Here is a 22,700-nt window from a genome sequence, read left to right as displayed (position 1 = left end):
CCACTAAACGCCGCTTTTTATTGCTTAAATAGCTGCTGCCAAATTTCGCTAACTTGCTGCTGTGCTTGCTCTGCAGCATCAACTAAAGGCAAAGTAGCTGGCATTAACGTTTGCCGATGCCCGACCCCCCGCAAAAGTTGATAAGCTTGCTGTAACACCCCTACTTGTGTTGGCGGTAATAAGCCAACGTCTGCAACCGCATCTAAAATACGAATATTATCACTATACTGATATAACTGAGGATAGCGCTCAGCATAAGCTAGCACTAAATATTGGCTAATAAACTCTAGATCAACGATACCACCAGCGCTGTGTTTCATATCCATTACTTCAGCTTGGTGATGCTGGCGTAGCTTTTGCCGCATTTGCTGGACATCTTCAGCTAACTGCTTAATATCGCGCGGTAAAGTGAGAATTTTCTGACGTATTTTTTCAAATTTATTAGTTAAATCACCACTAGAATAGACTACTCTGGCTCTAACTAAAGCTTGATGCTCCCAAGTCCATGCTTCTTGCTGTAAATATTCACCATAAGTATCAATGTGAATAGCGAGTAGCCCTGAATTACCAGATGGCCTTAGGCGCGTATCTACTTCATATAATACGCCGCTATTGGTTCTTGTAGTACATAAGTGCAGAATTCGCTGTACTAGCTTAAGATAAAATTGTCTCGAATCAATTTGTCGTTTGCCATTGGTACCAGCTTGGCTATCACATTGATGAACAAAAACCACATCTAAATCAGAGCCATAACCAAGCTCAATACCGCCAAGTTTGCCATAAGCAATAACGGCTAAGCCTTTATCTTCTGCAGTAAAGCCTGCCGGCTCGCCATAACGCTCTGCCATTTGTAACCAAGCAATATCAATTACTTGTTCTAATATAACTTCCGCCAACCAAGTTAAATGATCGCTTACTTGCATTAAAGGCAAAACACCGCGAATATCCGCGGCGGCAATACGTAGCTGCTGCACTTGCTTGTATTGCCTTAAGGTTTCCATTAATAACTCAAGATCATCCGTTGCCACCCGTAACAGATGCTGACGTAACCTATCAGCGTAATCGGCCTTAGTTGATAGCTGATATAATTCTTTGGGGTTTATCAGCTCGTCTAATAGCATTGGGAAACGCGATAAATGCCGAGCCAACCAACCACTTTCAGTGCATAAGGTAACTAGCTGCTGCAGTGCCGCCAAGTTTTCATATAACAACTCTAAATAGGCTGTTCGGGTGACTATTTGCTTGAATACCACTAAAACCTGCTCTAACACTACCGGCGCTGAAGCTTGCTGTTGTAGCATAAACAACAGGTGTGGCATCAGTTTAGCCAGATATTGCCTACCTCGTACCCCTAGACTGCGCTTTTGACAGTCTTGTTTAAATTGGTGCAATATACTGATGACTTGCTTGGCCTGCTCTAAATCTAACCAATCAATTAACACTGCAAGTTCATCAATATCTTGATCGCTATCCCATAATAAGCGACCTAAGGTTGTATCTTGTTCTTCAACATCTTCTTCAATATCAATCACCTGCAAAAAGTGCTGATGAATACGATGCATTGCACTCGTTACTGCGCTCATCAGCTCTGACCAAGTCGCTATAGAAACCGATAGCAGCAATTGCTGCTGCGTAGCTTGATCATCCGGTAAGGTTTGGGTTTGTTGATCATTTATTCCTTGTAGCGCCTGCTCTATTTTACGCAGTAATAAATAATCTGTTTTTAGCTCTGCCGCTTCTTGCGCTGATATGATGTCTTCATTAACCAAGGCGACTAAAGCTTTTAATAAAGAGGTTTGCTGTAATACTGGTATCCTACCACCACGAATTAACTGTAGCGTTTGCACCACAAACTCAACTTCTCTAATACCACCAACACCTAACTTAATATTATTAGTTCGGTTTAACCGCCGGTTTTCTTGCTCAATTTGCTGTTTCATACGCCGAAGTGATTCTATTGCAGAAAAATCGATATAGCGCCGATAAATAAAAGGCCGCAGTAGTTTTTGTAATTCACTGCTGTAATGAGAATCAAGGTTTATTACCCGTGCTTTTAGCATGGCATAACGTTCCCATTCTCGGCCTTGTTCTTGATAATAATCTTCCATGGCCGCAAAACTCAGCACTAAAGGACCGCTATCGCCAAAGGGGCGCAACCGCATATCTACCCGATAAACAAAACCGTCTGCGGTAACTTGATGTAAAGCGGCAATCAGCTTTTGGCCAAGCTTAGTAAAAAACTGTTGGTTTTCAATGCTGCGCCTAGCGCCAGCAGTTTCGCCATGGCATGGGTAGGTAAAAATAAGATCAATATCAGAAGAAAAATTAAGCTCTTTACCGCCTAGTTTGCCCATGCCTAATATCAGCAAAGGCAGTGCATTACCGTTTTTATCTTGTGGAGTTCCCCACTGCAAGGCAAGTTGCTGATAAGCCCAATGATAAGCAGTAGTAATTAAGTTATCGGCCAGCTCCGACACCCGAACTAAACTGTCAGCAACGCTTTGCAGCTGTAAAATATCGGCCGATAAAATGGCACAAAGCATGGCATTACGGTGCTGACGTAATTGCGTAAATACCGCGCTTTCGTCTTCTGAATTTAAAATAATGGGTTTAGTACACTGCGAAATATAACGCTGCAGTGCGTCAGGATCAGTATAAATGGCAACTAAATCGGCTTGCTGCGCTATGGTGTTATCAATAAATTGACTGGCAGAGATTAACTTTTTTAAGCGCCCTAAGGCATCAGCCGAAAGCGATTGCATAATATTATCCATCATTAACTACTTGAATCCCCATCAAAGTTGCTGACGTTGTAAATAAAATTTACTCTATTATTGAAAATAAATATTCACTTAGCGCTAATAGCAATAAATTATACTGCTCACTGCCGAGTATACTGGCATCTTCTTTGGCCATGTCTGCTAATGACATAGCCACCTCATACCATGGTTGCAGCCGCTCATGATTATGCAGCGAACCGGCTATTGCAATTAAAGCTTGGTAACAGAACTGTAATGCATCTGCCGATTTCTGCTGTATAAAGCAAGCTTCAGCTTGTTGTAAGGCAGTAATTTGTTGCAATAAATCCTGACCAATATCGGCCGGTAAACTTAAAGCCGATCCTTGTCTTAACTGATAGCCCCGCGCTGCTTTGCTTAACCAGCCTGTTTGTAATGACAAATGCTGAATTAAATGCCTAGCTAATACAAATAGCTGCTTAGCATCACCTGAAATAAACTCTAATTCTAATTCTGATATTTGCTGAGCCTTGTCTGCTGCGAGCACTTGGCCAAAGTCATAAACCAGTTCAATTTGTGTTTTATCCTCTAACTCTAACAGCCAGCGCTTTCGAGTAAAATCGGTTCTAAATAACTCGATTAAATTTTGTTGTAACTGAGAGATATCAACAATATCAGCACTATCTTTAGGCCATATTTCAGCAGGAAACTTAGCTAAGTCAGGTATCACGCCAGCACAAGCTAGGTTATATTCAGGCCGCATTTGTAATGCACCATGTTGCTTGCCCGCTAATTTAATAGTCTGCTCAAACTGACCTTGTTTTTGCCTACTGCGTAGGCCAAAGTCATGCTGGCGAAACCAATTATCAGCCGTATCAAAATAAGCATTTAATAGCTTGCTCTCATCAGAATGGATAATTCTAGCCACCGGCCTTATTAAATTAGGTAATTGTTCAGCGGCCTCAGCCGAGATTAAATACTTCAGTTCCAGTTCAGTCGTCATGCTTTACTCTATTAGTTGCTTACAGATAATCACAACCCTGTTCAAGATTAGGCCTTGTCAAATTCAGTACAACTGCCTATCATCGAGAGCATCGGTTGCAAACCACCCTTCGTTAATTAGCTCAGGATACCTATGTTGACACTAAAAAAATGTATTTTGCTGGTATTATTTTTATTGCCATTCTCTGTTCTTTCACAGCAAACGACTGAAAATCAATCTGCTAAAGCTGCTTATATTAGTGATGAGTTATTTGTCTATCTGCATTCAGGCCCTAGCAATAAATACCGCATTGTCGGCACCATTAACGCAGGAGAAAGTGTAACCTATATTCAGCAAGATAATGAATCTGACTATGTTGAAATAAAATATGACGGCGACAAAACCGCTTGGCTACCAAAGCAATATGTCACCTTTACCCCAGGATTAGCCAGTCAATTAGCACAGATTAAATCTGACTACGCTAACCATGCTGATATTGTTACTGATTTACAACAACAACGCGATAACTTAAGCAGTGAATTAAGAGCCGTTATTTCCGAGCGGGATGTTGCATTAGAGCAATTAGAACAAACCAAACAAACATATAGCTTATTAAAACAACGCTTAGATGCAACTCAAGCTTCTATATGGGAGAAGCCAATGGTGTTGGGGTCGTTAATTTTACTTATCGGCTTAGTTTTTGGTTTGTTATTACCTATTATCATGCCCAAACGACGCAATAAAGATCGCTGGATGTAATGCATCGCTCTATCGGCAGTAGCAGTAATAGTACAGACTAATTAAAACCAGTGCTCTCTAGCGCTGGTTTTACCGGTAAACCTTGATCCTGCTTTACCGATTCTAGCACAACATAGGTATGCGTTTGGGCAACACCCGGTAAGTCGACAATATCGGCTAACATCATACGATAAGCATCCATATTTTTTAGCCGTAGTTTTAATAAATAGTCAAAACCACCAGCAATCATGTGGCACTCTGCAACTTGCGGTATTTTAATCACAGCATCACGAAACTGATTAAAGATATCGCTAGTGGTTCTATCTAACGTGACTTGAATAAAAACGGCCGTGCCACAACCTAACTTTGTTGCATTTAAGCGAGCACCATAACCATCGATGTAGCCTTCTTTTTCAAGCCGCTTAACCCGATCGATACAGGGGCTAGCACTTAAGTTTACTTTTTTGGCTAACTCAACATTGGATATTCTACCTTCACGTTGCAAGGTATCTAGTATGTTAATATCAATACGATCAAGTGCTTTAGTTTTTACTGGATTAGACATAGCCGTAACTTTTATGGTTTTATGGTCATTCTACAGAATTATATAGTGTTATATAGCAAAAATAACCACCCTATGCTGCATAGTTTTCAATAAAATGCCGCCTTCTTAGTCAATGTCAGGAAGCTTACTATGATGTTCAATGGTTCCCTGGTTGCCACCCAACCGCTGCGTCAAACAATTCGTAATAATTACCGCGCCAATGAAGATGAGGTGCTAGACTTTTTACTGCCTATTGCCGATATTGGTGTTAATGCCCGCAGTAGAGCTTGGGAGCGTGCTCGCCAGCTAGTACTAGGCATTCGTTTAGCCCAAGTAGGCAAAGGCGGTGTTGATGCTTTATTAAATGAGTTTTCGTTATCAACCGAAGAAGGCTTAGTGTTAATGTGCTTAGCCGAAGCGTTATTACGGGTGCCTGATAATCTTACAGCTGATCGCCTTATCCGTGACAAATTAGCTAACGGAGACTGGGGGGCACACATTGGTAATAGTAAATCTCTATTCGTCAATATCTCTGCTTGGGGCTTACTATTAACAGGCAAGCTTGTTAACTATAGTGATGAGCAGAAAAAACAACAATTTAGCGTACTAAAACGCACTTGTGGTCGCTTAGGTGAGCCGGTTATTCGCCAAGCTGTACGCTATGCAATGCAGATTATGGGCGCTCAGTTTGTTATGGGCACCAATATTACCGCAGCATTAGAGCGCGCAACGGAATTAGAAAGTAAAGGCTTCCGTTATTCTTACGATATGCTAGGCGAAGGCGCTCGCACTATGGAAGATGCGGATCGTTATTTTGCTAGCTATATGAATGCCATTGACACTATAGGCCGCGCCGCTAAAGGCCGTGGTCCATTTAAAAGCCCTGGTATTTCAGTAAAACTCTCGGCTATCCACCCTCGCTATGAGTTTGCTAAACGCGAGCGCGTGATGACAGAACTAGTGCCTCGGTTAAAAGCCCTCGCTTTAGCGGCTAAAGCTTATGATATTAATTTTACCGTAGATGCTGAAGAAGCGGATAGGCTGGATTTATCGTTAGACATTATTGAAGCTGTATTTAGTGATGATGATTTAGGTGATTGGCAAGGCTTTGGCTTAGCCGTTCAAGCGTATCAAAAGCGTGGCTTCCATGTTATTGAGTGGTTACGCGATCTTACTGTTCGTGTTGGCCGTAAAATGATGGTTCGTCTCGTTAAAGGCGCCTATTGGGATAGTGAAATTAAAATATGCCAAGTAGAAGGCTTTGCTGGTTTCCCTGTATTTACGCGTAAACCGTCTACCGATGTGTCTTATCAAGCTTGTGCTAAAAAGCTATTAGAGTATCGCGATACTATTTACCCTCAATTCGCCACTCATAATGCCTATACCGTTGCCACTATTATGGAAATGACCAAAGACTACACAGGCTTTGAATTCCAATGTTTGCATGGCATGGGTGATGCGTTATACGACACTATTGTCAATGACGATAAAATTCCTTGTCGTATCTACGCACCAGTAGGTGAGCATGCCGATTTGCTGGCTTACTTAGTACGCCGCTTATTAGAAAACGGCGCTAATAGCTCCTTTGTAAATAATATTATCGACGAAACGATACCGGTAGAATCTCTGCTAGCAGATCCTGTTGAAGTGGTCTCGGGTTGGAAAAATAAAGCTAACCAGCAAATACCTCAAGCAGCTAATTTATATGGCATTGAGCGTTTAAATTCAAACGGCTTAGATCTAACCGATGCTGATGAAATTACCGCAGTTAAAGCAGCCATGGATCAATGGTTAAGCTCAGTTAAAAACCTGCCGCATCAACCAGGTTCTACCGCGGTAACTAACCCAGCTAACCTTGATGAGGTTATTGGCTATATAGATTATGCAGATGCCGACGCAATGCAGCAAATCATTAGTAACGCTGATGCTGCTTTTGCTACCTGGTCACAATCTGATGTAAAAGAGCGGGCTAATTTATTACGTCGCATTGGTGACTCTTTAGAGCAACATCGTGATGAGTTATTTGCCCTTTGTATTAAAGAAGCAGGTAAAACGCCTTTAGACAGCATTGCTGAGGTGCGTGAAGCTATTGATTTTTGTCGCTATTATGCAGCAAGAGCTGAGCAATTATTTGCTGAGCCACAACAAGCCCGTGGTGTATTTTTATGTATTAGCCCATGGAACTTCCCATTAGCTATTTTCTTAGGCCAAGTTGCTGCCGCTATTGTTGTTGGCAACACTGTTGTCGCTAAGCCTGCTGAGCAAACTAGCCTTGTTGCTAAACGCACATTAGAACTCATGCTAGAATGCGGCATGCCAGAACACGTGGTGCAGCTTGTTATTGCACCAGGCCGTGAGGTGGGCGAACATATTGTGCCTGATTTACGTATTCAAGGCGTTATGTTTACAGGTTCAACCGAAACCGGTTGTTGGATTGCCCGTAAATTGGCAGAGCGCGGTGGCGAACCTGTGCCATTGATTGCTGAAACCGGCGGTCAAAACTGTATGATAGTTGACTCCACAGCACTACCGGAGCAAGTAGTAGATGATGTTATTGCCTCTGGCTTCCAAAGCGCAGGTCAACGTTGTTCTGCTCTTCGGGTACTCTTTCTACAAGAAGATGTCGCCGACAATATTATTACTATGCTAAAAGGCGCTATGGCAGAGCTAAAAGTCGGCGATCCAGCTTATTTAGACACTGACTTAGGCCCGGTAATTGATGCTAAAGCACACGAGCGCTTAACCAGCCATGTGCAATATTTGCATGATAAAGCCACTTTACATTACAGCTGTGAGATCCCAAGCGGAGACAATCATTACTTCTTTGCACCTCATTTATATGAGATTAGCGATTTAACCGTATTAGAGCGTGAAGTCTTTGGTCCTGTGGTCCACATCATTCGCTTTAAAGCTGAAGAGCTAGATAAGATTATTCAGCAGATTAATGCCACAGGTTATGGTTTAACTATGGGTGTTCATAGCCGGATTGATGAATTTACTCATAGGATCACCAAAGAAATTAAAGCCGGTAATATTTACGTTAACCGTAATATGATTGGCGCTGTTGTTGGTGTGCAACCTTTTGGTGGCCGTGCGCTATCAGGTACCGGACCTAAAGCCGGTGGCCCATTGTACTTAACGCGTTTAGTTAAAGATAACGACAATACCGACTGTGCAGAGTTAGCGCCTGAAACTAAGTTACGCTTATTAAGCGAAACCACAAGTAGTGCAGTCGCTTATGCCATGCCGGTTGCGGCTATTGCCCAAGAGCAATGGGCGCAAATAGATATTAACCAGCGCACGTCTGTATTGCGGCAATTTTTGGCTTTATTAGCTGCCAATACTGTAGTTAATAAAAACGAACCTGATCTTGAGCCTATTTTAACTTTGGCGCAGAAAAAGCTGCAGCGAGTAGAGCGCGAACTCCTTAAACCCACTATGCTGCCTGGACCTACGGGTGAGTCAAACCAATTAGTGTTAGATCCGCGTGGAACAGTGGCCTTAATTCGCGATGAAACCAGTTCATTCCAGTATTGGCTACTGGCAATTATCACCGCCTTAGCAACAGGTAATGCCGTAATCACCGCGGTAGAAGAGCAAGATTTACTTGAGGCTGAAGCCTGTATAAAAGCCTTAGTTCAAGCCGGTATGCCGGTTAATCTAGTGGCAGCAGTACGTATTGACTGCTTAACTACGCTATTAGCGCATGTTGACCTAGCCGGTGCTATGGTAGAAGTGAGCAGTGCAGTTAAACCTTTATGTGCCGAGCTACTAGCAAGTCGTGAGGGGGCTATTTTACCATTAATTACCGCACCTCCAGGACAAAGGCTGCTACAGCGTTTAGTCACAGAAAAAACCATTACCATTAATACCACTGCCGCAGGCGGAAATGCATCATTAATGACAATGGAAGAAAACTTAGCTTAAACCTACAGCTATAATAAAAACTGCCAGGCATAGCTAATGCCTGGCAGCCTTACTTTAATAATAAACTCATTCCTCTTTTCTATTAAACTTTTTATCTATGCTTTACATAGCAATTGCTATTATCTCACGTTAGTATGTTGTTAACTTCAGCTCAAACTGTTAGTTATATAATTATTTATCACCTGGATTTAGGCGAACGATGACATTTAAACAAGTTCCGATTTCTGAATTATCACCAGGTAGCTATGTTGTTCAAGTGTTAGAGCAAAGTGGTGATATCGCTGTAAAACACGCCGGTTGGGTTAGAACCGCGGCGGCGGTTGCCCTATTGCAGAAAAAAGGCGTGAAAGTGGTCTTAGTTGACCCTAGTAAACAACTCAAACCTGAGCTAGAAGCCCCCGCCTCGTCTGAAAAAAACATAAATCATGATCTATCAGATCCCATTTTATTTGCCGATGAACTGCCCAGAGCCGAGCGCATAATGGTGCAAAGCCAACAAGTACAACGTCATGTTCTTGATGCAGCAAAGCATGATGAAATGATCGACTTAAGCTTAGTCCATGAAGTTAGTTCTGGTATTTCCAGCTCAATTAGTCGGAATCAAGATGTTCTGCTATTTTTAATGCGGATTGCCCAGCACAGCGATGCTTTATTACAACACAGCATTAACTGTGCAATTTATATTGCCGCCTTTGCTCGTTATCTGAACTTAGCTAGCGATAAAATTCAGGCGCTAATTACAGCCGCACTATTACACGACATTGCAAAATCTAACTACGATAACCCTTTGCAACAACCGGATCATATCGGGATAGCTAATAGCTTAAAGTTACTACAAAAGCACCCTCAATTAGCTAATGGAGTCTCATTATGGATTAGCCAACACTGCGCCTATTTAGATGGCAGTGGTCACCCAAAAATCACAGCGGTACATATTGATGCTGGCAGTAGAATGCTGGCTATTGTTAACACCTATGAACAGCTTACCTCTCCTTTACAAGATAAACTTGGCCCTTTAACGGCCTCTAGACAGTTATTACAACAAACACCCAAAGAGTTAGACGCTAGATTAGTACAGCACTTTATTAAATGTATTGGCATTTACCCACCAGGTTCGGTAGTTAAATTAAGCAGCGGAAAGTTAGCCTTAGTTTTAGAAAATAATATCAAAAAGCCTTTGTTACCCAAAGTTAAATTGTTTTATCACAGCGTACACCAGCATCATATACCAATTAGAATACTCGACTTAGCAAAACAACAAGAAGAAAGTATTGATGCCTGCGTAGATTTAAAAAACTACGGTTTAAATCTTAAAAATTATCTTTAGCTTGGATCCCAGCTTGATAAAGCCACCATACTAAATAACGTATCGCCATATTCAAGCAATACATACTGCGGCTTAATCTCTTTAATTTTTATATCCGCTGTCAGCCACTGGTTTTCTTGCAAAGTTTTACCATTCGCCTTGACCCAACGTTGCCTGGAAGATGTTGCATACACATGCGCCTCAAAGCTAATACTCGGGATACTTTGTCGAATGCTTATCGCTAGTTCGCTTACATCGGCTGCAGGCGCACCTGAACTGCGCCGAGGTAACTTAACAGCGTTATTCTCAGTAGCTTGTATCGCTAAAGAAAACTTGTCTCTAAGCTCGGCCGGTACATCTTCTGGCTTCACCTCTGCCTGCTCCTGCTCAAGCGCTGGCTGACTGTTTTTTACGGTAGGCGCCGTAACAGTAACTACCGGCCTTTCATCAACAAAGGTTTCTACTTGCACTGCTGGTGTTGTTAAGTTGGCCACTGTCGGTTGACTACTGTCATTACTTTTTACGGTCTCTGCTTGAATCTTTTCAGCATTCTCTATGCTACTTAATGCCGCTAAAATTTGTTCGGGCTCTGCCTCACTAAACTCAGTTTCAGCAACAGTTTCTGTGCCACTCTTTAGCGTATTATTAGGCACCGCTGTAGTAGACACTAACAAGAAATACCCTGCGGCTGCACCAAATAATAATGCCAATAATAAAGCCAAGGCCAGCGCAATATTGCGCCATACGTTACTGCTTGCGGCAACAGCTTGATTAGGCTGTTGCTGCTTTAAAGCATCCATAAGAATTGACATAATTACCTTTGCAATAGGGGCATAATAATGATGGCTAAACTAAAGCCAACTACTATAGCGCAAACGCCAATTAACGACCAGAACCAGCTAGGTAGCTTATTAGGTTTGTTTGAAAGGGTTAAGGGCAGCACTTCATTAGCCGCTAACAGTACTAATTTATCATTTACAAGCGCTTGTTGTTGGCTATAGGCTGCAAGCAAGGCTCTGTCGGCCATTAAATTAACTAAACGCGGAATACCACCACTTAACTGATATAGTTTTTTAATTGCCGCGACAGTAAAAATAGGTCGCTGACAACCTGACACCTTTAAACGATACGTTAAGTACTGCTGCACCTCATGCAAATCAAGTGGCAACAGATGATACCGCGCTGTGATCCGCTGGGCTAATTGCCGTAAATCATTGCGCTTTAATACTTCTTGTAACTCAGGCTGGCCAATTAAAATGACTTGTAATAATTTTTGTGTGTTGGTTTCCAAATTGGTCAGCAGCCGTAACTGCTCTAAAACCGCAGGTTGTAAATGCTGGGCTTCGTCAATAATCAATAAAGTTTGTTTACCTAGCTGATGATTTTTTAATAGCCGTTGTTTAATTTTATCGCCCAGCAGCTTTAAGCTAGCATCCGACTTTTTATAACGTATTTTTAATTCATCACAAATCGCCGCTAAAAGCTCTAACTCTGATAGCGTTGGGTTAAGAATAAAGGCCACTTCAGCGTTTTCATCTAACTCTTGCAATAAGCTACGTGATACCGTGGTTTTACCTGTGCCAACTTCACCGGTTAATAATACAAAGCCGCCTGCATCACCTAAACCATAGCGTAAGTGAGCAAGTGCCTCAGCATGGCGCGGACTTAAATAAAGAAAATCTGGGTTAGGCGCAATAGAAAATGGTGCGCTGGTTAAGCCGAAAAATCCGGTATACATGGTGCTTCCTAGCGGTTAAGACACTGCAATTTATTACAACAGCGTTATAATGACAAAAAAATAGCTAACAGGAAAGTGAATGCAAATTTATCTCGTTGGTGGTGCGGTTCGCGACAGTCTTTTAAATTACCCTTTTACCGAGCGTGACTGGGTAGTTGTAGGTGCCACACCACAACAACTAATAGACTTAGGCTACCAACAAGTTGGTAAAGATTTTCCGGTTTTTTTGCATCCACAAACCAAAGAAGAATATGCATTAGCTCGCACAGAGCGTAAGAACGGTAAAGGTTATACCGGCTTTGCTGTCTATGCCGACCCCGATGTTACACTAGAACAAGACTTAATGCGTCGCGATCTCACCATTAATGCCATTGCTAAACAGAAAAATGGTCAATTAGTTGATCCATTTTCTGGTGTAGAAGATATCAAGAATAGAATATTACGCCATGTCTCTCCTGCCTTTAGCGAAGATCCTTTGCGGGTACTGCGGGTTGCCCGCTTCTATGCTCGTTATGCCCACTTAGGCTTTACCGTTGCCAACGAAACCCTAGCCCTAATGCGTGATATTAGTCAACGCGATGAATTAAGCACCATTAGCCCAGAGCGTGTCTGGGTTGAAACCGCTAAAGCCTTACAAGAGCGTAACCCAGAGGCTTATATTCAGGTTTTACAGCAAACGTCGGCTTTAAGCCACATAATGCCAGAGGTTGCAGCGCTTTGGGGCGTGCCACAACCAGAAAAATGGCACCCCGAAATTGATACCGGCATTCATACATTATTAGTATTAGAACAAGCCGCCAAATTAAGCCCAAGATTAGATATTCGTTTTGCAGCCCTGGTTCATGATGTAGGCAAAGGCGCCACGGATCCTAAGCAATGGCCAGCCCATCACGGCCATGATCATAGTGGGTTAAAGTTAATAGAAACACTGTGCCAACGGCTACGTGTCCCTAATGACTGCAAAGACTTAGCGCTATTGGTTTGTCAGTATCATCAAATAATTCACAATGCCTTTGATCTAAAGCCAGCGACAGTACTCAAAATGTTTAACAGCATTGACTTATGGCGCAAACCAGAGCGATTAGAAGCCATGTTATTAGCCTGCACCGCAGATTTACGTGGTCGCACTGGCTTTGAACAAGCCGACTATCCACAGGCTAAATATTTAAGCGCTTTAGCCCAAGCCGCTAGGCAGGTTAATGTTCAAGATATTATCGCCACCGGGATAACTGGCCCTGCTATAAAACCCGCTTTACAGCAACAGAGGCTTAATGCCATTAGCACCGCAAAACAAAAATGGCCTAGTCTTATTAAAAACTAGGCCATGATTTAGGGCTTTATTGCAAACTTAGCTCTAATAGTGTGGTTTATAGTGTGGTTAATACCGCAAATAAGGTGATACCTAACAATAAGCGATAAATCACAAAAGGCAGCATGCCCATGCGGTTAATTACTTTTAAAAATAAATGAATACAAACTAACGCACTGATAAAAGACAAGCCTGTTCCTAACAAAATAGCATTTAAGTCGTAGTTAGCAGGAGCAGAAAGCAACTTCATGCCTTGATAGCCGCCACTTAAAATAATAATTGGAATTGATAATAAAAATGAAAATCGCGCGGCACTCACTCTGTCTAAACCTAGTAGCAAGGCGGCGGTCATGGTGATGCCCGAGCGCGAAGTACCAGGAATTAACGCTACCGCTTGGGCTATACCAATCAATAACGCTTGGCCCCAGCTTAAGCTTTCCATCGTTTGAATTTGTTTTGCTTTAGCATCAGCTAGCCATAGCGCTAAACCAAACACGATAGTGGTTATTGCAATAACATAAGGCGAGCGTAAATAAAGCTCAATTAAATCACCGGCAAATAAGCCCGCTAACCCTGCTGGAATGGTGGCTAAAATAACCCACCAGGCTAATTTACTATCAGTACTATGCTGGCCGCCTAAAGACTTAACCCAACCGACAGTTAAATTAGCGATATCTTGACGAAAATACAGCATAACAGCTAATAAAGTACCCACATGCACCGCAACATCGAACACGATGCCTTGATCTTGCCAACCTAAAATAGCCGAAGGCAAAATAAGGTGAGCAGACGAAGAAATTGGTAAAAACTCGGTTAAGCCTTGAATAATGGCAAGAATAATAACTTCAACTGTACTCACAAAGAATCACTCCAATCAAATGGCACCGGCCATAATTTTTGTTTTTTAGTATAATTACGCCATAATTCGGCATAAGTTTGCTGGGTTAACGGATGAATTTGTTGCGGGGCAATTTCAGCTAAGGGCCATAAAACAAAGGCATTTTCAGTAATTTCTGCACGGGGCAACTGCACTGGCTGCTGACAAATTAACGCATCATAGGTTAGCAAGTCTAAATCTAAAGTTCGACCGCTGAAACGCTCAGCACTTCTATCACGGCCATAGTCATCTTCAATTTGTTTAAATAATGTTTTGCACTGCATAATAGAAAGCTCAGTTGTAGCCCCTACCACTAAATTATAAAAACTATCGCCACTAAAGCCGACTGACTCACTTTCATAAACCGAAGAAACTTGCAGCTCACCTAGGTGCTGACGTAATGCTTTAACTCCTTGGCGCACATGATACTCTCGATTCGTATTGCTACCCACACTAATATAAATTAGCGCCATCAGTTATTACCTTTATTAGTTTTCTGGCTGCGCATTATGGTTACACCAACCGTCTGAGCATCAGATAACGCATCCGGTTTGCATACGGTTACTTTCACCGCAGTTGTTGCAAATTCAGTTAACAGTAAATGGGCAACCTGCTCGGCAACGGTTTCAATTAACTCTAACGGTTTTGCCGTAACAAATTGCTTAACTCGTTGAGAAATAACCGCATAATCTAAGGTTTGCCGAATATCATCATTTTTAGCTGCGGCGCTAATATCAGTGCTTAACTCTAAATCGACAAATAAGCGCTGCTGAATGCTTTTTTCCCATTCATAAACGCCAATTACTGTATCAATTTGTAGCTGTTTTATAAAAACTATGTCCATTTGGTTAATCCGCATTGCGTTATTTCTGGTTTCAGGTAGGCTGGTCGGATAGGTAAAAGCGTGAAAACCCTTTACTCTGCTAGCTGAAAAGCATGGTTTGATCTTAACGTAAAAACTGGTATTGAGGAACCGCAATTAATGACTCCGCTAATAGGATTTATGCTACTGAGTGCTTACCTGTGCGGTTCTATCTCATCGGCCGTGCTGGTCAGTCAATTATTTCGCTTGCCAGATCCTAGAACTCACGGCTCCTGTAACCCTGGGGCAACTAACGTATTACGTTTAGGTGGTAAATTCCCTGCTAGCCTTGTTTTAGTTTTTGATTTATTAAAAGGCACTATTCCTGTTTGGGGCTCCTATTTTTTAAATATCGAACCTTTATATCTAGGGCTCATCGCTGTCAGTGCCTGTATCGGCCATATTTTTCCTATTTTCTTTAATTTTCAAGGCGGCAAAGCTGTAGCAACCGCTTTTGGTGCCATGCTGCCTATAGGTTTAGACTTAGGGGGCCTATTACTGGCTAGCTGGATGCTACTGGTAGGAATAACCGGCTATTCTTCGTTAGCGGCTATTTTAACTGTCAGTTTAGCCCCTCTATTTACTTGGTTTATTAAGCCTTTATATACCTTGCCAGTTTCTATGCTCAGCGTGCTAATTATCTTGCGCCATCACGAAAATATTGTTCGCTTATGGCGCGGTAAAGAAAGCAAAGTTTGGGATAAAAGCAAACGCCTTCGCGAATAGCTGCTTAAATTTTTCACTACAACACGAAATTGAGATAGCAAATCTGATGTGGCCGACACAGGATGTCTAAGTAAGGGCGCAAGCCTGAGCGAGTGACTGTGGCGAGCCAAAGCAGGAGTTTCAATTGAAGCTCGCCCTCTAACCTACGTTGAATAACCTAAATAGCCGGTAATTCTTGCATTGGCCAACGCGGTGTTACGCCTATGGTTAAATCTTGCTGCTGGCCTGCGGCTAAACGCCGATAACCGGCATAAGCAATCATGGCGCCATTATCAGTACAAAACTCTTTGCGCGGATAAAACACTTCACCGCCAAAGCGAGTTAATAATACCTTAAGTTGCTCACGTAAAGAGGTATTTGCACTAACACCTCCAGCAATAACTAAACGCTTATAACCGGTTTGTTCTAAGGCGCGCTGGCATTTAATAACTAAGGTATCAACAACAGCTTGCTGAAAAGAGGCAGCAATATTCGCTTGCACTTCTGGGCTATTACCTTCTTTTGCTATCACATTTGCCGCAGAGGTTTTTAAACCACTAAAGCTAAAGTCTAAACCTGGGCGATCTGTCATTGGCCGTGGAAAACGATACTTTTTAGCATCACCTTGCAGGGCTAATTTTGCCAACAAAGGGCCACCAGGATAATCTAAGCCCATTAACTTAGCGGTTTTATCAAAGGCTTCGCCGGCGGCATCGTCAATAGACTCACCTAATAGTTGATACTGGCCAATACCTTCAACAGCTACTAACTGGGTATGACCACCTGACACTAACAAAGCTAAAAAAGGAAAAGCAGGGGCATTATCTTCTAACATAGGAGCTAATAAATGGCCTTCCATATGATGCACTGCTAAGGCCGGCTTTTGCCATGCCATAGCCAAAGAGCGGCCTATAGTCGCACCAACTAACAAGGCACCTGCTAGCCCAGGTCCGGCAGTATAAGCTACGCCATCTATGCTAGCAGCATCACAATTCGCTTCAGCCAACGCTTGCTTTATAAGCGGAATTGTTTTTCGAATATGATCACGCGAAGCTAATTCCGGCACAACACCACCATAATCGGCGTGAATTGGAATTTGACTATATAATACATGACTTAATAAACCTTGCTCACCATCATAAATAGCAATACCGGTTTCATCGCAAGATGTTTCAATACCTAAAACTCGCATTGGTGTCTCAAATTGGCTAGAATAGCCGAATATTGTATCGTTTCTTAGCCTTCAGAGCTAGAGATCAGATTTAGATCGCAGAATGGCTTTACATCGCCCTACCTTTTTGCGTAAAATGCTGCACCATTTTTAATACTATTGGTTTAATGATAACCAATTTGGCCTGAGGTGAGAAATTTAATGCCTGTAGTTAAAGTAAAAGAGAACGAACCGTTTGACGTAGCATTACGTCGTTTTAAGCGCTCATGTGAAAAAGCTGGCGTATTAGCTGATGTACGCGCTAAAGAATTCTACGAGAAGCCAACTTGGATCCGTAAGCGTAAAAAAGCAGCAGCTGTTAAGCGTCACGCTAAAAAGATGTCTCGCGAAAACGCACGTCGTATCAAGCTTTACTAAGAATTACTTAGTTAAGCTGCGTGTACCCTACTAACTAAGTTTTTCTAAACTTCATTAAGCTAAGTTTATAGTTACACAAACTTAGCTAAGTTAGTATCGCACAAGCCGACTTCAGCATACCGTGCTCACAAGGCACGGTTTGTCTTTTTCTGAATAACTGTGAAGGAAAAAGGTGGCCGGACAAATTCCCAGACAATTTATCGATGACTTACTAGCCCGCACCGATATAGTCGAACTTATAGATCACCGTGTACCGTTAAAAAAAGCCGGTAGGAATTATGCCGCCTGTTGCCCATTCCATAACGAAAAATCACCGTCTTTTACCGTAAGTCCAGATAAGCAGTTTTATCATTGCTTTGGCTGTGGTGCCAACGGTAATGCTATAACTTTTTTAATGGAATTTGAGCAACTAGAATTTGTTGAAAGTATTGAAGAGCTAGCGCAAATACATCACCTTGAGGTTCCGCGCGAGCAAAGTTTGCACCCGCAACGACCCACAGCACAAGCTGATGATTACAGTTTAATGCAACAAGCTGCGGATTATTATCAGCAGCAGCTGCAACAACACCCTGACAGTGCAGAAGTTAAACACTATTTAAGCCAACGCGGTATTAGTGCGCAAACCATTGCAGACTTTGCTATTGGTTATGCACCTGATGGTTGGGATAATATTTTAAAGCGGCTAAGCCCTAGCAATAATAAAGCACTAAGAGAGCAGTTAGTTGAACTGCGCTTAATTAATCGCAGCGATAGCGGCCGTGAGTATGACTTTTTCCGGCAGCGGCTAATGTTCCCTATTCGTGATCGCCGCGGCCGCGTTATAGCCTTTGGCGGTAGAATTTTAGGTGAAGGTACACCTAAATACCTAAACTCACCAGAAAGCCGGCTATTCCATAAAGGCAGTGAGCTTTATGGTTTATATGAAGCTAGACAACAGCCTGGTTACCTAGACCAAGTGCTCGTCGTTGAGGGCTATATGGATGTGGTCGCTTTAGCTGAACAAGATATTCGCTTTGCCGTTGCCTGTTTAGGAACAGCGACGACGAGCGATCAAATACACACTTTATTCCGTTATACGCCTCGAGTAGTCTGCTGTTACGATGGCGATAGAGCCGGCTTAGATGCCGCTTGGCGTGCCTTACAAAATGCACTGCCGCAATTAAAAGATGGTGTTGAACTTAACTTTGTCTTTTTACCCGAAGGCGAAGATCCTGATTCTTTAGTACAAAAAGAAGGTAAAACCGCCTTTTTGCAACGTATTACCGACTCAGTACCTTTAACTCAATATTTTTTTCAGCGCTTAATGCAGGAACACAACCCTGCAACGGATGCTGGAAAATCGGCGCTATCAGTACAAGCTACTGAATTAATAAATAAAATACCTAGTGAGTTTTATCGGGAAACCCTGTTAGACAAGCTAGCGAATTTACTTGGCCAAACTCGACAGCAGCAAAAAAAATCCGGCACAAAAGCAGCGAATAAGCCAAAACCTGCTAAAATTAAAATCACGCCAATGCGCCGGGCTATTGGTTTATTGCTACAGTACCCCAACTTAGTCAATATAATGCCTGATGCACCTGAGTTGGCACACAGTGATATACCGGGTATAGGCTTATTGCTTTCTTTACAACAAAGATTAAAACAACAACCCTCGCAAACCACGGCGCAATTGCTAGAAAACTGGCGAGATTTACCTGAACATGGCATTTTGCTAAAACTAGCATCATGGCAACACCAAATTGAACCGGAGCAACTGTCACAAGAATTTGTCGACACGTTTCATTCAATAGAAGACCAATATCTACAGCAACGGCTTGAAGCCCTTGAGCGTAAAGACAAGCTAGAGCAGCTGTCAAAAGTAGAATGGCATGAATATAAATTATTGTTACAAGCGTTAAAAAGTAAAAAACCAAAGCTTGCGAATTAATGCTGCTGGCTAGAAAAGCTGCAGTTTGTTATAATCACTAGTTCGCAATTTTAGATTAATCAACATTGGTGGAAGATACGTCTCTATGGATCAAAATCCTCAGTCGCAGTTAAAACTCCTGATCGTGAAAGGTAAAGAGCAAGGTTATCTAACTTTTGCTGAAGTTAACGATCACCTTCCACAAGATATTATCGATTCGGATCAGATTGAAGATATCATCCGCATGATCAACGACATGGGTATTCAAGTATTTGAAAGTGCCCCTGATGCCGATGATTTAATTATGTCGGATGCCAATACTGATGAAGACGCCGTTGAAGAAGCAGCCCAAGCTCTAGTTAGCGTTGATAAAGAGCTAGGCCGTACAACGGACCCAGTACGGATGTATATGCGTGAAATGGGTACAGTTGAACTGTTAACCCGCGAAGGCGAAATCGTTATAGCCAAGCGCATAGAAGAAGGCATCAATACTGTACAGTCTTCGGTTGCAGAATACCCAGAAGCGATTACCTATTTACTAGAGCAGTGGGATAAATACGAAGCAGAAGAAATTCGCTTAAGCGATATCGTCAGTGGCTTCATTGATCCTAATGAAATTGAAGACGCACCTATTATTGGCACTAACATTGGTTCTGAAGTACCGCAGAACAAACGTGACGATAATGATGACGACAACGATGAAGACGAAGATGAAGATGAAGACGAGGAAGAAGTAGATACTGGGCCAGATCCAGAGCTTGCTCGTGAAAAATTCTCAGAATTACGCGCTCAGTACGAAACCACTCGTAACTCTATCGAGAAAAACGGTCGCGAACACCCAACCACTAAAGCTGAAATTGAAGCCTTAAGTGAAGTGTTCCGTTGCTTCCGTTTAGTACCAAAACAATTTGATCGTCTAGTAAAAAGCATGCGCGAAATGATGGGCCGTGTTCGGGTACAAGAACGCCTCATCTTAAAGCACTGTGTTGAATACGCAAAAATGCCGAAAAAAGCCTTTGTTAAAGCTTTTACCGGTAGCGAATCATCAACAGCTTGGTTAGACGCCGAACTTGCAGCGGGTAAACCGCACTCAGCAAAACTGCAAGAAATGCAGGAAGAGCTGTTCCGCAGCATCGAAAAGCTGAAAAAAATTGAAGAAGAAACCGGACTAAGTATTGCTAACATCAAAGACATCAATCGTCGTATGTCTATTGGTGAAGCCAAAGCACGCCGTGCTAAAAAAGAAATGGTTGAAGCAAACTTACGTTTAGTTATCTCAATAGCTAAAAAATACACTAACCGCGGATTACAATTCTTAGACTTAATTCAAGAAGGTAATATCGGCTTAATGAAGGCGGTAGATAAGTTTGAATACCGTCGCGGTTATAAGTTCTCAACCTATGCAACCTGGTGGATACGCCAAGCTATCACGCGTTCAATCGCTGACCAAGCTCGCACCATCCGTATACCAGTGCATATGATTGAAACCATAAACAAGCTAAACCGTATTTCACGGCAAATGCTACAGGAAATGGGCCGCGAAGCCACACCAGAAGAATTATCAGAGCGCATGTTAATGCCTGAAGATAAAATTTTAAAAGTGTTAAAAATTGCTAAAGAGCCTATTTCAATGGAAACCCCTATCGGTGATGACGATGATTCACACTTAGGTGACTTCATTGAAGATGCCGGTGGCGAGTCACCATTAGACTCAGCAACCATCGAAAGCTTAAAAAATGCCACTAACGATGTGCTAGCAGGCCTAACCGCTCGTGAAGCCAAAGTACTACGTATGCGGTTTGGTATTGACATGAATACCGACCACACGTTAGAAGAAGTCGGTAAGCAATTCGACGTAACCCGTGAACGTATTCGTCAAATTGAAGCCAAAGCGTTGCGCAAGCTTCGCCACCCTTCACGCTCAGAAGTATTAAAAAGCTTCTTAGACGAATAAAAACAGCAAAATAAAGGCGCCAAACGGCGCCTTTATTATTTATTATCAAGAAAAGACTAAAAAGTAAGCAGTTAAGCCATAATAAGCACACAAGTCAGATGACAAAGCGATGAAAAGTTTTTATACTGCCCTCGCTTTCTAAAAAGCAGCTACAAAAGTTTCACATGGCCCCATAGCTCAGTTGGCTGAGGGTCGGTCACCACGAGGTGATAAGGGGTGACTTAACGTCACGCCGAAAGACACGAAGGCGAGACCTTGGATGGTCGAGCTGGAAAACTGCTACAGGACGTACCCTAGCAGATGTGTAAAAAGTTTAATATGGCCCCATAGCTCAGTTGGTTAGAGCGCTCGACTCATAATCGATCGGTCGCTGGTTCGAGTCCAGCTGGGGCCACCATTCTTAAAGGCTTGTCGTTTTACCACACGTCCTGAAAATAGCTCGGTGCTACCTCTGTGCTACCGACACCCTAACGGAATATTAATAACTCCTCCAAGGCATAATTTTAAAACTGCTTGTGTACTTCTTTATAACGCTTACAAAAATACAATATTTCTATATCAATAAACTCATGAAGAGTTTTGTTTAACGGACTCACTAGACCTATAGCTGCACTTTTGGGGTTCGTTATACAAGCAAAAATAAAAAAGTTACAAATAAATGGCGCAAAGTTTACAAAATAAACATCTTGACACGACAGTACAGGTTTGTATATTTACTTCAACGTTCATGAAAAACACAATGGAGTGATGTATGAGAAAAATAGGATTACTATTAATAGGGGCTCTTGCCCTGAGTTTTAGCTCAATAGCAGAAGAAAAAGATCACGTGAAGCGCCTATTAGAGAACGTGAATGTTAGTGCTAAAACCCTAAATTTGAGAAGTGAGCAGTTTATGCAAGCAGCTCATAAGTTTGAACGACTGGAAGAAAATGGTTCAGACATGTTGCCACTGCATGAAACCGCAACCTTCAAAGAAGTTGCAACATACGTCGCTAATGAAATGGAAGTACCGGCGCTTCTGCAAGATAGATTACAAAGCCTGATTAACGAAAGAAAAGCTAAATTAGCATCATTGCTTGGTTTAGACGTTAATTACCTAGAAGCTTTTTTAGATTACTACTCTGAACAGAGAATGGGGCGTTTAAACAGCGGTACCCAACACGCTATTGCTGGCGTGACGGAAACTATTACAGTGGTTTGCTCAGGTGACGGATGCATGCCAGGCTCACCATACAGTATCAATATGTCATTAACTATTTACCAGAAAGCTGTTTCTGCTGGCGTTCAACCTTATACGCAGTTCAGAGTTGAATTTAACAAACAGAATACCACCACTACTACTAAAGCAGAAATCTGGAAGTATAACGATTACTCTGGCGCATGGATGGTAAGATCCGCTCCATGCACCCAGTGTCATGTAGATTACTAAGAGTTAGTACTAGCTCAGACTTGATCTGACAGTTACCAGTTTTTCACGGTGTCTGTCAGATTAGATTTGAGTCAGATTTTTCTGCACCCAAACCTGC

18 protein-coding genes and 1 tRNA gene are annotated in these 22,700 nt (G+C 42.3%); 10 read left to right on the top strand and 9 right to left on the bottom strand.

Translation table 11 applies throughout. The features are described 5' to 3' along the window. Positions 1–17: 17 nt before the first annotated feature. A complete protein-coding gene (glnE, locus tag ACRCA4_RS05545) occupies positions 18–2,762 on the bottom strand; it encodes a bifunctional [glutamate--ammonia ligase]-adenylyl-L-tyrosine phosphorylase/[glutamate--ammonia-ligase] adenylyltransferase (RefSeq protein WP_433185333.1) in 2,745 nt (914 codons plus the stop codon). A 61-nt stretch (positions 2,763–2,823) separates the two neighbouring features. Next, positions 2,824–3,741, bottom strand: coding sequence for an inorganic triphosphatase (locus ACRCA4_RS05540; RefSeq protein ID WP_433185330.1), 918 nt, complete (start codon positions 3,739–3,741; stop codon positions 2,824–2,826). A gap of 132 nt (positions 3,742–3,873) precedes the next feature. Here ACRCA4_RS05540 and ACRCA4_RS05535 point away from each other — a divergent pair, with 132 nt between their 5' ends. Next, positions 3,874–4,479, top strand: coding sequence for a TIGR04211 family SH3 domain-containing protein (locus tag ACRCA4_RS05535; RefSeq protein WP_433185327.1), 606 nt, complete (start codon positions 3,874–3,876; stop codon positions 4,477–4,479). Positions 4,480–4,516: 37 nt separating this feature from the next. Here ACRCA4_RS05535 and ACRCA4_RS05530 read toward each other — a convergent pair whose 3' ends face one another. Further along, positions 4,517–5,023, bottom strand: coding sequence for a winged helix-turn-helix transcriptional regulator (locus ACRCA4_RS05530; protein WP_433185324.1), 507 nt, complete (start codon positions 5,021–5,023; stop codon positions 4,517–4,519). 129 nt (positions 5,024–5,152) lie between these two features. Here ACRCA4_RS05530 and putA point away from each other — a divergent pair, with 129 nt between their 5' ends. Further along, entirely contained in the window at positions 5,153–8,929 is a 3,777-nt protein-coding gene (gene putA, locus ACRCA4_RS05525) for a bifunctional proline dehydrogenase/L-glutamate gamma-semialdehyde dehydrogenase PutA (protein WP_433185321.1), read from the top strand. Between the two features lie 199 nt (positions 8,930–9,128). Then, a complete protein-coding gene (locus tag ACRCA4_RS05520; protein ID WP_433185318.1) occupies positions 9,129–10,256 on the top strand; it encodes an HD-GYP domain-containing protein in 1,128 nt (375 codons plus the stop codon). On the opposite strand, the gene ACRCA4_RS05515 is transcribed toward ACRCA4_RS05520, so the two are convergent. Both ACRCA4_RS05515 and ACRCA4_RS05510 read right to left on the bottom strand, forming a co-directional pair. Next, complete coding sequence (locus tag ACRCA4_RS05515) at positions 10,253–11,047, bottom strand: general secretion pathway protein GspB (RefSeq protein ID WP_433185315.1); 795 nt, start codon at positions 11,045–11,047, stop codon at positions 10,253–10,255. The genes ACRCA4_RS05520 and ACRCA4_RS05515 overlap by 4 nt on opposite strands. Positions 11,048–11,049: 2 nt before the next feature. Then, positions 11,050–11,973: an ExeA family protein gene (locus ACRCA4_RS05510; RefSeq protein WP_433185312.1), complete on the bottom strand. Its 924-nt coding sequence runs from the start codon at positions 11,971–11,973 to the stop codon at positions 11,050–11,052. Between the two features lie 79 nt (positions 11,974–12,052). Between ACRCA4_RS05510 and ACRCA4_RS05505 the strand changes: the two genes are divergently transcribed. Beyond that, positions 12,053–13,294 (top strand): multifunctional CCA addition/repair protein, encoded by a 1,242-nt coding sequence (locus tag ACRCA4_RS05505; protein ID WP_433185309.1) that lies wholly within the window; start codon positions 12,053–12,055, stop codon positions 13,292–13,294. 46 nt (positions 13,295–13,340) lie between these two features. Here ACRCA4_RS05505 and ACRCA4_RS05500 read toward each other — a convergent pair whose 3' ends face one another. Genes ACRCA4_RS05500 through folB form a run of 3 tightly spaced genes read right to left on the bottom strand, consistent with a single transcriptional unit; the run spans position 13,341 to position 15,003 of the window. Further along, a complete protein-coding gene (locus tag ACRCA4_RS05500; RefSeq protein WP_433185306.1) occupies positions 13,341–14,141 on the bottom strand; it encodes an undecaprenyl-diphosphate phosphatase in 801 nt (266 codons plus the stop codon). After that, positions 14,138–14,632, bottom strand: a complete 495-nt coding sequence (gene folK, locus ACRCA4_RS05495) for a 2-amino-4-hydroxy-6-hydroxymethyldihydropteridine diphosphokinase (RefSeq protein ID WP_433185304.1) — start codon at positions 14,630–14,632, stop codon at positions 14,138–14,140. The genes ACRCA4_RS05500 and folK overlap by 4 nt, the downstream gene beginning before the upstream one ends. Beyond that, complete coding sequence (folB, locus tag ACRCA4_RS05490; RefSeq protein WP_433185301.1) at positions 14,632–15,003, bottom strand: dihydroneopterin aldolase; 372 nt, start codon at positions 15,001–15,003, stop codon at positions 14,632–14,634. The genes folK and folB overlap by 1 nt, the downstream gene beginning before the upstream one ends. A gap of 138 nt (positions 15,004–15,141) precedes the next feature. Here folB and plsY point away from each other — a divergent pair, with 138 nt between their 5' ends. Beyond that, positions 15,142–15,747: a glycerol-3-phosphate 1-O-acyltransferase PlsY gene (gene plsY, locus ACRCA4_RS05485; protein WP_433185298.1), complete on the top strand. Its 606-nt coding sequence runs from the start codon at positions 15,142–15,144 to the stop codon at positions 15,745–15,747. Positions 15,748–15,904: 157 nt separating this feature from the next. Here plsY and tsaD read toward each other — a convergent pair whose 3' ends face one another. Next, a complete protein-coding gene (tsaD, locus tag ACRCA4_RS05480; RefSeq protein ID WP_433185295.1) occupies positions 15,905–16,918 on the bottom strand; it encodes a tRNA (adenosine(37)-N6)-threonylcarbamoyltransferase complex transferase subunit TsaD in 1,014 nt (337 codons plus the stop codon). A gap of 180 nt (positions 16,919–17,098) precedes the next feature. Between tsaD and rpsU the strand changes: the two genes are divergently transcribed. The 5 genes from rpsU to ACRCA4_RS05455 all read left to right on the top strand — a co-directional run bounded on the left by rpsU (position 17,099) and on the right by ACRCA4_RS05455 (position 22,603). Next, positions 17,099–17,314 (top strand): 30S ribosomal protein S21, encoded by a 216-nt coding sequence (rpsU, locus tag ACRCA4_RS05475; RefSeq protein ID WP_335734930.1) that lies wholly within the window; start codon positions 17,099–17,101, stop codon positions 17,312–17,314. A gap of 172 nt (positions 17,315–17,486) precedes the next feature. Then, a complete protein-coding gene (gene dnaG / locus ACRCA4_RS05470) occupies positions 17,487–19,241 on the top strand; it encodes a DNA primase (protein ID WP_433185292.1) in 1,755 nt (584 codons plus the stop codon). Between the two features lie 85 nt (positions 19,242–19,326). After that, positions 19,327–21,174, top strand: a complete 1,848-nt coding sequence (gene rpoD, locus ACRCA4_RS05465) for an RNA polymerase sigma factor RpoD (protein ID WP_433185290.1) — start codon at positions 19,327–19,329, stop codon at positions 21,172–21,174. Between the two features lie 320 nt (positions 21,175–21,494). Continuing rightward, positions 21,495–21,571, top strand: a tRNA-Ile gene (locus tag ACRCA4_RS05460). 354 nt (positions 21,572–21,925) lie between these two features. Further along, entirely contained in the window at positions 21,926–22,603 is a 678-nt protein-coding gene (locus ACRCA4_RS05455; RefSeq protein ID WP_433185287.1) for a hypothetical protein, read from the top strand. Positions 22,604–22,700 lie beyond the last annotated feature (97 nt).

The sequence above is a fragment of the Rheinheimera sp. WS51 genome (genome assembly GCF_050936095.1).
Taxonomy (GTDB): domain Bacteria; phylum Pseudomonadota; class Gammaproteobacteria; order Enterobacterales; family Alteromonadaceae; genus Alishewanella.
This window is presented reverse-complemented; position numbering and strand designations above follow the sequence as displayed.

What these genes read in the sequence shown, in the direction of transcription:
- ACRCA4_RS05455 (WP_433185287.1), top strand. Translation starts at nt 21,926, where the DNA reads ATGAGAAAAATAGGATTACTATTAATAGGGGCTCTTGCCCTGAGTTTT.
- folK (WP_433185304.1), bottom strand. Translation starts at nt 14,632, where the DNA reads ATGGCGCTAATTTATATTAGTGTGGGTAGCAATACGAATCGAGAGTAT.
- rpsU (WP_335734930.1), top strand. Translation starts at nt 17,099, where the DNA reads ATGCCTGTAGTTAAAGTAAAAGAGAACGAACCGTTTGACGTAGCATTA.
- ACRCA4_RS05530 (WP_433185324.1), bottom strand. Translation starts at nt 5,023, where the DNA reads ATGTCTAATCCAGTAAAAACTAAAGCACTTGATCGTATTGATATTAAC.
- putA (WP_433185321.1), top strand. Translation starts at nt 5,153, where the DNA reads ATGATGTTCAATGGTTCCCTGGTTGCCACCCAACCGCTGCGTCAAACA.
- tsaD (WP_433185295.1), bottom strand. Translation starts at nt 16,918, where the DNA reads ATGCGAGTTTTAGGTATTGAAACATCTTGCGATGAAACCGGTATTGCT.
- ACRCA4_RS05520 (WP_433185318.1), top strand. Translation starts at nt 9,129, where the DNA reads ATGACATTTAAACAAGTTCCGATTTCTGAATTATCACCAGGTAGCTAT.
- glnE (WP_433185333.1), bottom strand. Translation starts at nt 2,762, where the DNA reads ATGCAATCGCTTTCGGCTGATGCCTTAGGGCGCTTAAAAAAGTTAATC.
- rpoD (WP_433185290.1), top strand. Translation starts at nt 19,327, where the DNA reads ATGGATCAAAATCCTCAGTCGCAGTTAAAACTCCTGATCGTGAAAGGT.
- ACRCA4_RS05535 (WP_433185327.1), top strand. Translation starts at nt 3,874, where the DNA reads ATGTTGACACTAAAAAAATGTATTTTGCTGGTATTATTTTTATTGCCA.
- folB (WP_433185301.1), bottom strand. Translation starts at nt 15,003, where the DNA reads ATGGACATAGTTTTTATAAAACAGCTACAAATTGATACAGTAATTGGC.
- ACRCA4_RS05505 (WP_433185309.1), top strand. Translation starts at nt 12,053, where the DNA reads ATGCAAATTTATCTCGTTGGTGGTGCGGTTCGCGACAGTCTTTTAAAT.
- ACRCA4_RS05515 (WP_433185315.1), bottom strand. Translation starts at nt 11,047, where the DNA reads ATGTCAATTCTTATGGATGCTTTAAAGCAGCAACAGCCTAATCAAGCT.
- ACRCA4_RS05510 (WP_433185312.1), bottom strand. Translation starts at nt 11,973, where the DNA reads ATGTATACCGGATTTTTCGGCTTAACCAGCGCACCATTTTCTATTGCG.
- ACRCA4_RS05540 (WP_433185330.1), bottom strand. Translation starts at nt 3,741, where the DNA reads ATGACGACTGAACTGGAACTGAAGTATTTAATCTCGGCTGAGGCCGCT.
- plsY (WP_433185298.1), top strand. Translation starts at nt 15,142, where the DNA reads ATGACTCCGCTAATAGGATTTATGCTACTGAGTGCTTACCTGTGCGGT.